The organism is Kitasatospora sp. NPDC001175 (genome assembly GCF_053598215.1).
Genome location: NZ_JBSFJU010000132.1, coordinates 1 through 9,982 on the forward strand (window position 1 = coordinate 1; position 9,982 = coordinate 9,982).

Consider the following 9,982-nt stretch of genomic DNA (forward strand, 5'->3'; position numbering starts at 1 on the left):
GCGCGGCTTCTTCCCCATGCTCTCCATGATGGACATCATCCTTACCGGGACCGAAGCCCCTGATCAGGGGTGTCCGTCAAAGCGAATCAAGCCCAGGTGGACAGCACGATGACGAGCCGACCGCGAGGGAAGCGCCGCCATCCGCTCCGCCGACCCGGGTTCAGGCACTGCGCCGTCGGACGGGTCAGCGCCTCCGGTAACTGCACGATTCGGGTCGTGCCCATCCCTTCCGGTCCGCTGGGCCGCAGCCCCAAGCCGTCCATCAGCACCTTTCGGCATTCGGGCTCGGAGGCGAGGTCTTCAGTGAGGAGTTCCCGATGGTCGCCTTCAACGTTCCGGCCAACGCCGACTTTTCCGGGATCAAGAAGCCCCTGAACCGCGGCAAGGAGGAAGGGCGGTGGCACTTCGAGGTCGCGTGCGGCAACGACGCGTGGTGGAGCGCCTGACCGCCCGCCACCGAACGGCGAGGACCTTCAGCCCCGAACGGCTCGGGCCTCAACACCAACCGCGCGCAGTCTCCGAGCAAGCTGCTCGATCTCGGGCAACGTCGCCGCGTGCTGACCTGACTGCACAGCCTGGAGCATCTTCCTGGCCTCATTCAACTCGACGTTCAACGTCGCCCGGATCACCTTCATGATCACAGCAGTTCGGGCACCTTGCTGAGGGAGTTCAAGGCGCGCGGGGCCGCGCTCGCCGAGCAATCGCTCACGCAGATCGGCCGGCATGTCTCCACTCCCGCATATCGCTGACGGCCCGCAAACGGCACAGTCGGCCTCGATGCTCCATTCCAGGCGGCCGAAAGTCAGAGCTTGCCCGCCCGAGCATGGCGCCTCGCCTCTGCAAACAGGGCATGCCGCAGCGAAACTGACGTACTCGCCGACGTTGGCGAAGCGCTCCCGCTCAGTCACCCCTATGAGATCCATCCGTGCATCGTCTCACCAGCCTCCCTTGGTGAGGCAGGTCAAGGTTCGAGAGTCCAGTGATCAAGATCGTTTGGCAAACGGTCGAGATCATCTGTCACGGGACAGCCGGGGTAAGACCGCGTCGCTGCCCGGCCCGCGCGTGCGCACCGCGCCCGTCAGGCTGGCTCCATGGACGCTTGGTTTCCGGCACGCAGTCAAGCGCCGTGTGGGAAACGGCAGTCAGGAGGCTGAATTTCGTGCTGCGGTGGTCGTTCCGTGTGATTGCGGCAGCGAGGACCGTCGGGATTCCGTCGGCGCGGCATCGGTCAGGAGCCTGGGGCCAGGAGCGCTGGATCTAGTTGCAGCGGTCGATGGCGGCGTGTCGGCACCTACGGCGCGGGGCTCAGTGCGATGGCCGAGATCTCGGCGGCGGTGCCTGCTTGCTCTCCTGGCTGTCTGATCGGGTGCGAGCGAAGGCGGATAGCATGCATGACGGTTGATCAACCGAGAGAGGCGGTTTGCGCGTGAAGTACCTGTCGTGGGCGGAGTTGGCCGCTTACCGGGCGAGGGTGAGGGGCTGCCTGCTCGGCGGGGCGATTGGGGACGCGCTGGGCAATCCGATCGAGATGAAGTCCATGGTCACCGTCGAGGCCCAGTACGGGGAGGTCGGTATCACCGGGCTGGTCCCGGACCGCAACGGTATGGTCGGAACGATCACCGACGACACCCAGATGACCCTCTTCACAGCCGAGGGCTGGCTGCGCGGCTACACCCGCATCATGACGGACGGCGGCGGCACGGAGACCGCCCTGGTACACGAGGCGTACCTGCGCTGGCTGGACACCCAGCAGTCCGACGCACCGCAACCCGAGCTCAGCAGCCCGCACCGCACCGGATGGCTGCGCGAGGAGCCCTGGCTCTACGCGCGACGCGCCCCAGGCCGCGCCTGCGAGTTCGGCATCCCCAAGAACCACATCCCCGACCCGCGCGGCGCGATCGACGGCACCCCCGGCCCGGTCAACCCCGACGCGAAGGGATGCGGCTCGGTCATGCGCTCCGCACCCTTCGGCCTCACCGACGCCAGCCCCCAGTACGCCTTCGAACTCGCCGCCCGCTGCGCGCAGATGACACACGGCCACCCGACCAGCTACTACGCCTCCGGGGCCTTCGCCGCCATGATCAGCCACCTGGTGACCGGCGAGTCCCTCCAGGACGCGGTCCGGCTCAGCATGGGACTGCTGGCCCGCTACCCGGGACACGAGGAGACAACCACCATGCTGCGCAGAGCGGTTGAGCTCGCCGCAGCCGGTCCGGCGACCCCCGTGACAGTGGAGAGCCTCGGGGGCGGCTGGATCGCGGAGGAGGCACTGGCCATCGCCGTCTACGCGGCGCTGGCCCGCACCGAGTTCTGGAAGGACCACACGCCGATCGAGTCCGCGCTACTGCTGTCGGTCAACCATTCCGGCGACAGCGACTCCACCGGCGCGATCTGCGGCAACCTCCTCGGCGCCCGGCACGGCGACGGGCTGCTGCCGCAGCAGTGGCTGGAACAGATCGAGGGCCGGGCCCAGATCGCCATGCTCGCGGACGACTTCGCCGCCGCGGTCTGCCCGGGCGAGCAACGGCCGTCGTAGGTCTGCTGACGCCTTCCAGGCACCAGGGCGACTCGGGACATCGGTTCCTTGGCCTGGCGGTCCGTGCGGAAAGCCGCCGGACCGCCAGGGGGCGTTCGGTGGTCAGTCGAGGGTCAGGCCCAGAACACCCTCGGGGAGGGCGAGGCAGACCAGGCCGGCAGGGGTGAGCGTGAGGTCGCGGGCGGGCAGGCCGAGGCGGAGGTCGACCATCGTGGCGGTGGCGCCCCAGCGGCGGAGGCGGATCAGGCCGTCGGCCCAGGCGGATGCGATCAGCAGGCCCTTGGGGGTGTTGGCGACGGCCACGGCCGTGACCGGATGCTCGCGGGCGTCGACCGGGTCCGGCATCGGCGGGCGCCCGTGCATCCAGGTCCACACCTTGCCGTCCACCCCGCCACTCACCACCAGGACGCCGCCGTCCACCTGGGCCAGGTCGAGGCTGGTGACCGGGCCGTTGTGCAGCGGCTGGTCCGGGGACAGGAACGCCGCGCCACCGAGGCGGACATACGTCACTTTACCGCCGCCGTCGCCGACCGCCTGGATCGGGCCATCGTCAACGCTGAGGGTTGCTATGGCGGAGACCCCGTTGTCGATGTATTCGGGGAGCCCCTCGGCCGCGCGGGAGGGCATGCCGGGGTCGCCGCCGGCGGGAACGGCGGTGACGGCCCCGAGTCGGTTCAGCATGAACAGACCGCCGTCCTCGCCGCAGGCCAGGCCTGCGATCCGGCGGTCGAGCAGCCGGACCGGGCCCGCCTTGGCGGTGTCGCTGCCGGTACCCGGATCGATGAATCGCACTGCGTGGCCGACGGCCACCGCGAGCAATCCGGAAAAGGGGCCGTATCCCAACGCCGTCCTGTGCACCCTCTCGATATCGCCACGCCGATAGGACCACAGGGCCCGCCAGCCCTGACCTGATTCGGTGGCAAATCGGTCGGCGGCCTCCTGGTTTCGGCCTGCCAGCCAGGCGTGCAGGGCGGCGGCCCGGACGGCGGGGTCGGAGGCTCCGGCGATCACCGGCCCGCCGAGGTGCCAGGCCTCGGCGAGTTCGCTCCGTGGACCGCCGGTGGTCCGGGTGTACTCAAAGGCGGCGGTGACCTCGACCGGATCCGCGTGGACCAGGAACTCGGGGTCCGACAGGAACTGGTCGGCACATCCCGCGTACAGGGCGTGTCGCAGCAGCAGCCCGAGCCAGCCAGGTTCCACCTTCGCCAGGTCGGCCCAGCCGCCATCGGGCCGCCGGAGACCGGTGGTAATCTCCCGCACCAGCGCGGCATGATCGAAGGGCGGCGACCCGGCCGTGATCTGCGCGAGCTGTTCGGGTTCCAGTCGGCACCCCCGGCCGTCGGCCGATGGCGACACCCACCCGTCCGCTTTGCGGACGAAGCTCTGGCCGTCCACGGGCAGCGAGATCCACTCCACAGCGGTCAGCGGCCGTCCGGAGGCGGCGAGCGAGCGGATGGCCGGGCGCAGCTCGTCGGGCAGTGCCGCCCACCAGGCCGCGGCCAGATCGGACGCCCGGTCGGCGGGTGAGGCCGCCGGGTCCAGGACCGCTCCGGTGGGGGTGAGGGCGGCGAGGCGGGTCGCTTGGCGGGCCAGGCCAGGGCTCGGGTAGACCTGGTCGGCCACCACTTGAGGACGGTCCGGCCGTCTGGCACACCAGGCGATGAAGCGATCCCGGTCGGTCCAGCGGGGGGCGTCCAGGTCGAGTACGGCCCAGCCGGGCGCGGCCGCGGTCAACGTGGCGGCGGCTGGTGTGCCGGAGGCGGACTCCACCAGCAGTCGCAGCCAGGGGACTTGGAGCAGTGGGGTGAGGAGTTCGGTGGCGATCCGTTCGGGCATGTCGGGCAGCAGGTCACTGCCGGCCCGGTCCAGGTCGGTGACCACCAGGACCCGGGGTATGCCGTCCTGCAGTGCCTCCATCAGGTCGGTGGGGGTTCTGGCGGCCACGTTGAGCCGGTCGGCCAGCAGCCAGGTGGCGCTGCGGACCGTCAACCCCTCGGCGGAGAGCGCTACATGGACGCGCCGACCGGTGTGGGGGTTGTCGGGCGGGCAGGCGGCGGCGAGCCAGGTGAGCAGATGGGTGCGGCCGCTGCCGGACGAGCCCGCGATGCGGCAGAACCGTGGTGCTCTCGGGTCCTCCAGCCAGTCCAGCAGCGCCCGTCCGGCCGGGCGTCGGCCGGCCTGTATCGGTGGCACCGCAGTGGCTTCACCGGAGGGGGTGGCTGTTGCTGGGGCGGAGCCGTACGCCGGGTTGTGCCAGAACCGCATCAGCGCGCCGCGGGAGTTGACCTGCCAAGCCCCCTCGACCGCGTGCGGAGGGATCCGCCCCGCCGGGTCGTAGCCCTCGTCGACCTTATACAGCCAACCGGACCGGGCTTCGGCTTGCTTGAGCTGCGCGTCGCTGATTGGCGGGTCAGGGCGGTACCCGAGCGGCGGCACCGGCTCCTTCGGCGGCGTCCAGCCCTCAGCCGCAAGGCCCTTCAGCTCGGCAAGGCTGCTCGCCACGGCTCTGGTATCAGGGACAAGGCGTCCATCGGAAGGGTTGCCCGGGTCTGTGAAGAGCCGCTGAAGGGCCTGCGACGGGGAAAGCCCCTGGGCCTTGGCGTCGTGCAGCTTCCCGTACCAGAAGATGTCGGAATTCAGATTGCGGTCCACGAGCCGTCGCTCGAATCCGGCCGCATCGTCGGCATCGCACACCCAGAGGTAGCCGGTCACCAGGCCGCGGTCATTGATCGCCTTGACGAACTCAACAGACTGCTCCGTTGTGCGGGTATAGCGAGGTGGTCCCTCGCCGACCACTTTGAACTGCAGATCCTGGCTGAGACGATCACTGGTCCAGTCGGAATTGCTCACTGGTCATCCTTCTTCGTCATCACAGGACCTCACCATAGATGTGGACCTTGCCGTCCACAGTCTTGACTACTTGGTCGGCACGCCACTGCAGCCCTCGGCCAAGGAGCAGCTCGCGCTCGGAGGCGGCCCACTTGCCCGCACTCTCCACCCAGAGTCCGGGTGTCCCGGCAGGCACCTTGAGGTGCAGGATCGCCTGCTTGGCCCTGAACGCGGAGGGCACATCGGTGCCCGGCGTGGTGGACATGTAGCCCTGCTCGGTGAAGACCTGCCCTTTCATCTCGTCCGGGGACAGGTCGAAATGGCCGAGGTCGGTGCCCCGGCTGACCACAACATCTTCCGGGACAGGGTGAACCGCCAGCGCTTTGTCGAGTTGGCTGACGCTGTTCGCCACTTCCGCTGTCTGGGACCGCTCCCCCCGGAGTGTTCGGTTGATGTCCTCGTACGAGCGGCCCGGGGCGTCGTCCTTGCTCTGGGTGTATCCCTCAATCGCATCCTTCTGCGACTGAGGAAGCCTGCTCACGTCGTCATTCCAGGTCCGGCCGAAGTCCAGGACGTCGTAGTCGTCCATCATTCTGCGAGTGCCCTTGGAGATCTCCGCCTGAGCCGCCCTCATCTGCTCCTGATCCACCATCCGCTGCTGCGAGACGGCGGGGTCCTCCCTGTTCCGGTGCCAGTCCGGCAGTTCACGTTCGGGGGCAGGCGTGTGCCCGGCAGCGGGCTCATGGGCGGGAGCCGCATCGTGGCCCGGGGCAGGCTCGTGAGCAGGGGTGTGCTCGGGAGCCGGCTCCGCGGCGTGCTCGTGGGCGGGAGCCGGCTCGTGGGCCGGAGCCGGTTCGGGCTCGGGTGCGTGAACCTGAGCGGGTTCGGGTGCATGGACGGGGGCGGGTTCGGGTGCGGGTGGGTGGACGGCGGCGGGTTCGGTGGGCCGGACGTGCTGGGGGAAGGCGCTCACGTCGAACTGGGGCGCGCCGGGGCGGTTGAACGCGGAGGCGCCGGCCTGCTCGGCTCCGTCGGTCGCGGCCTTCCTGGCCGCGTTCTCGGCTGCGTTCTGCGCCGCGCTCTCCCCGGCCTTGATGCCGCCGCGTTCGCCTGCGGCGGCCGCCGCGTCCATGGCCATCCGCGCGCCCGCGACACCGGCTTCGCTGCCGCCGCCGGTGGCCATGCCGGAGAGCAGGTTGAAGACGGCCGTGCCGCCGGCCTCCGCCGGGTCCTTGCCCCAGCCGGAGCCGACCATGGCCGTGACCAGCTCCGTCGGATGGTTCGCGGTGTGGACCAGGCCCGCGGCGACCGTGCTCACGTGGTCGAGATACAGCGCGGGATGCGTCATGTTGTACGGGTCCTGCGGGTTCAGGCCACGCACGAACTTCACCAGATCGGTGGCGCCCTTGACCACGCCGCCAGCGAAATGCACCGCACCGACCGCCGCGCCCGTGTTGAGATCGGCCACATCCATGCCGATCCGGTCCCACAGGCCCGGCTCCTTGGGCGCGCTGCCGGTGGCGGCCGCGATCGCCTGCCCGGCCGTCCGCGCCGCATCGTCACGCTGCCGACGCGCCGACCGCAGCACCTCCTGAGCCTGCTTGAAACCTTCCTCACCCGGGTCGTGGAACTCCCCCAGCACGGTGGGCGGGGTGGCGCTCTGCCCCGCCGAAGCCGCCCGCTTGTAGTCGTCCAACGCGCTGTTGTACTGCTCGACCCGCCGGTTGTAGGCGCCGCGCGCCTCCTCGGACGCCTTCTTCGCCGCGTTGTAACCATCGATCGCCTGCTGCGCCTGGTCCTGCGCCCAGGTGATCGTGCTCTGGTACGTCTCCAGCGCCTTCCCCGCGGCCGCACACGCCTCACCGACCACCACCCACGCCCTGGGCTGCGGCGAGAACTTCTTACGGAACGCCTCGGCCGCCTCGCCCTGCCAGTGCTCGGAGTCCAGCCGCGTCAGACCCGCACCGGTCTCCTCGAAGGCCTGCGCGAACTTCTGCAGATGCTGCGCGCTCTCTCCGATCGCTTTGGCGTCGCCGTGCAGCAGGTCCTTCGGGTCGTCGCTCTGCCCGAGGTTCAACTCACCGACGGCCGCACCGAGGTCGTCGGCGATGTGGTCGCCCCAATTGTCGACCGCATGGGCCGCGCCGTGCGCGCCGACCATGTCCAGGCCCTTGCCCACGAGGTGCGCGTTCGCGTCGACGAACTCGCCGAATCCGCTCTTGAGCGAGCCGAGGACACCCATCAGCCGTCCTGGCCCTTCATCGTCGAGGACAGCTGGTTGAGATCCTTCGCCACCGCGTCGGCCTTGGCCTGCGCGGTCGCCAGGTCGTCGCCGTGGCCGGCCGTCATCGCCGCGACCTGCAGGTTCGGGTTGGCCAGCAGGTCCGCCTCAGCGGCCTTCCAGGTGGCCTGCGAGTGGACCGACGCGTACCGGTAGGACTCAGCCGAGTAGTCCGCGTCGCGGGCCTGGGTGTACGGGTTGTCCGAGAGCGTCTTCCCCCAGGACTGGCCCTCCACCTGCTCGCGGGTCAGGTTCGGGTTGCCCAGCGCGGCGTTGGTCACGTCCTTGGCCACTCCCGAGACATACTGCTCCTGGTCGTGGTACAGGCCCGCCGACAGGTGCAGCTTCTCCGCGATCTCCGAACCGGTCTGCACCAGCGCGCGGACACCCCACGACCAGCGTTCGCAGAACTCGTCGAGAGTCGCCTTCACGTCCAGGCTGCCGGCCTGCATGCCCGTCAGCTCCAGGTTGGTGAACCCGCGTCCGACCTCCGCGCCCTCGGCGATGCCGATCGACTTCAACTCGTCGATCGCACCGTTGATCCCGGCAGCCGTCTGCTTCAACGCCTCCGGATCGACCCGGTATCCCCCGGCCATCAGAACCCGCCCCCGCTCACCGCACCCGCACCCGCACCCGCGTCGAGCGCCACCGAGTCCGGCACGATCCCCCGCACCGGCGGAAACAGCATCGGTAGCCTCCCCGCCACGTCCAACACCACCCCGCCCGGCACCCCCAACGCCGGCACAGCCACATCCAGCAACCGCGAACCATACACCGTCAGATAGTCCAGCCGGTCACCCTCGAAATCCCGCGCCCGGGCGAAAGCCGCCAACTCCGCCTCACCACTGAACGCGTAGATCCACCGCACCCCGCCCTCATCACCGGTCCACACCAGACCCGCCGAAGTCCTCGGCACCAGAACCACACTCGAGCGGAACTCCCCGACCAACAACCACGGATCCCCCATCTGCGCATACAGCAACCGCAGTTGATGCGTCAGCCCCGCATTGGCCACCAAGCTCCCCCTCCACCACAGGCACGACAGCCACCAGCCTAACGTCGCCGACTTGTTCGCGGCCGTCGAACACCTTGACGCCCGGCTGCGCGGGCGCGCCATGCCCTTGGACCTGGGGTGTTGCCACCGGGGCGTGGACCATCGGGAACCGCGGGCATGATCCTGACGTCTGTTCAGGGGTTGGGGAAGAGTACGAACATCCGGGGGGATGCCGATGGCGGATTTCACTGTGGACCACGCGGCTTTCGAACAGGAGCCAGACCCCTTTGAAGGCGTCGCGGTCGTGCTTGGCCTGCCACCGCATCTCCTCGCCCTGGCATGAGGCGGTGAGCGTCAACTCGTCCCAGGTCAGAGGGTGTTCGCGGTAGTGCGCGTTGGACCGCTCGGGCTCGCCCGGGTAGCGGTCGACGGCGATGCGGATCAGGTAGCGGGTGATGGGCTCGGTTCCGGTGTTCCTCGGTCGTCGGCGCATCGTCAGCCGGTAGGTGACGCCATCGAATTCGAGGGCGTCGTCGTCGTGCCCGACCAAGATCGCGGAGCCGGAGGCGTATGGCTGCTCGGGCTGGCGCTGTGCCGGTGGCCCCGCCTGCGGGCGGCTTCGGGCACGGCCCTCGTACTCGGTCCAGCGCCGCCAGATGGCCTTGCCCGCGTTCAGCGCCTCGTCGGACCGGCGGGCGAAGTCCTCCGTCGGCTTGTGACAGCCGGACTCCATGTGGCTTACGTACGAGGGGTCGAAGCCCATTTTCCCGGCCAGCCCACGCTTGGACAGGCCGCGCACCTCCCGCCAGTGGGCGACCTCGGCGGCGAACGCCTCCGCCGTCGGGTCGACCACCTCGTCGTCGGCCTGCGTCTCCATCCGCTCCGCCCCCAGGTGAGTGATGAATGAACCGTGAGTGACCTTAGCTCACCATTCCGTCACAGTCCTTTCTGCGGCTGTCATTACCCCGTCGGCCGTGAACCCCAAGCGTCCGAGCTGCAAGAACTCTCCATTTGCCGCCCTGTCGCGAGGAGTTCGCTGTGCACGAGTCCCAGAACCGTCACCGGGGCAAGCACTACGACCCCGTCGGAGCAGTCCTCGGCACGGTGTGGGCGGTCGGCCACGCGGTGGTGATCGTTCTCCTCGGCGTCACTTCGCACAACCAGTTCAACGCGGGTCACCTTGGCGCCGACCGAGCCGCCAACTCCGTGCTAGGCAGTGTCCTGGCGATCAGTTGAGTCGTTGATATGACTATGGGGTGTAGGAGTGATCTGACGGATGCCCAGTGGGAGCGCCTGGCGCCGCTTCTACCGGTGAGCAATGGGCGTTGTGGCAGGTGGCGGG

Annotated in this window: 8 protein-coding genes and 1 pseudogene; 3 read left to right on the forward strand and 6 right to left on the reverse strand. The window is 69.3% G+C overall.

Going from position 1 to position 9,982, the window contains the following annotated elements:
• Positions 1–165: 165 nt before the first annotated feature.
• Positions 166–446: pseudogene (locus ACWDAK_RS39630) on the forward strand (DUF4265 domain-containing protein); the annotation flags it as partial.
• A 27-nt stretch (positions 447–473) separates the two neighbouring features.
• On the opposite strand, the gene ACWDAK_RS39635 reads toward ACWDAK_RS39630, so the two are convergent.
• Positions 474–725, reverse strand: a complete 252-nt coding sequence (locus tag ACWDAK_RS39635; protein ID WP_344641270.1) for a hypothetical protein — start codon at positions 723–725, stop codon at positions 474–476.
• A gap of 701 nt (positions 726–1,426) precedes the next feature.
• On the opposite strand from ACWDAK_RS39635, the gene ACWDAK_RS39640 reads away from it, so the two are divergent.
• Entirely contained in the window at positions 1,427–2,536 is a 1,110-nt protein-coding gene (locus ACWDAK_RS39640) for an ADP-ribosylglycohydrolase family protein (RefSeq protein ID WP_427396195.1), read from the forward strand.
• Between the two features lie 102 nt (positions 2,537–2,638).
• Here the strand turns inward: ACWDAK_RS39640 and ACWDAK_RS39645 are convergent, their stop codons facing one another.
• The 5 genes from ACWDAK_RS39645 to ACWDAK_RS39665 are packed head-to-tail and all read right to left on the reverse strand — an operon-like array spanning position 2,639 to position 9,517.
• Positions 2,639–5,386 (reverse strand): hypothetical protein, encoded by a 2,748-nt coding sequence (locus ACWDAK_RS39645; protein ID WP_344641578.1) that lies wholly within the window; start codon positions 5,384–5,386, stop codon positions 2,639–2,641.
• A 19-nt stretch (positions 5,387–5,405) separates the two neighbouring features.
• Positions 5,406–7,607 carry a putative T7SS-secreted protein gene (locus ACWDAK_RS39650; RefSeq protein ID WP_427396196.1) on the reverse strand — a complete coding sequence of 734 codons (2,202 nt, stop codon included), beginning with the start codon at positions 7,605–7,607 and terminating at the stop codon, positions 5,406–5,408.
• A complete protein-coding gene (locus tag ACWDAK_RS39655) occupies positions 7,607–8,242 on the reverse strand; it encodes a hypothetical protein (RefSeq protein ID WP_344641624.1) in 636 nt (211 codons plus the stop codon). Before ACWDAK_RS39655 ends, ACWDAK_RS39650 begins: the two co-directional genes overlap by 1 nt.
• Positions 8,242–8,514 carry an SseB family protein gene (locus ACWDAK_RS39660; RefSeq protein WP_427396197.1) on the reverse strand — a complete coding sequence of 91 codons (273 nt, stop codon included), beginning with the start codon at positions 8,512–8,514 and terminating at the stop codon, positions 8,242–8,244. The genes ACWDAK_RS39655 and ACWDAK_RS39660 overlap by 1 nt, the downstream gene beginning before the upstream one ends.
• A gap of 10 nt (positions 8,515–8,524) precedes the next feature.
• Positions 8,525–9,517, reverse strand: coding sequence for a helix-turn-helix domain-containing protein (locus ACWDAK_RS39665; protein ID WP_427396198.1), 993 nt, complete (start codon positions 9,515–9,517; stop codon positions 8,525–8,527).
• Between the two features lie 161 nt (positions 9,518–9,678).
• Here ACWDAK_RS39665 and ACWDAK_RS39670 point away from each other — a divergent pair, with 161 nt between their 5' ends.
• Positions 9,679–9,876 carry a hypothetical protein gene (locus ACWDAK_RS39670; RefSeq protein ID WP_427396199.1) on the forward strand — a complete coding sequence of 66 codons (198 nt, stop codon included), beginning with the start codon at positions 9,679–9,681 and terminating at the stop codon, positions 9,874–9,876.
• Positions 9,877–9,982: the final 106 nt, after the last annotated feature.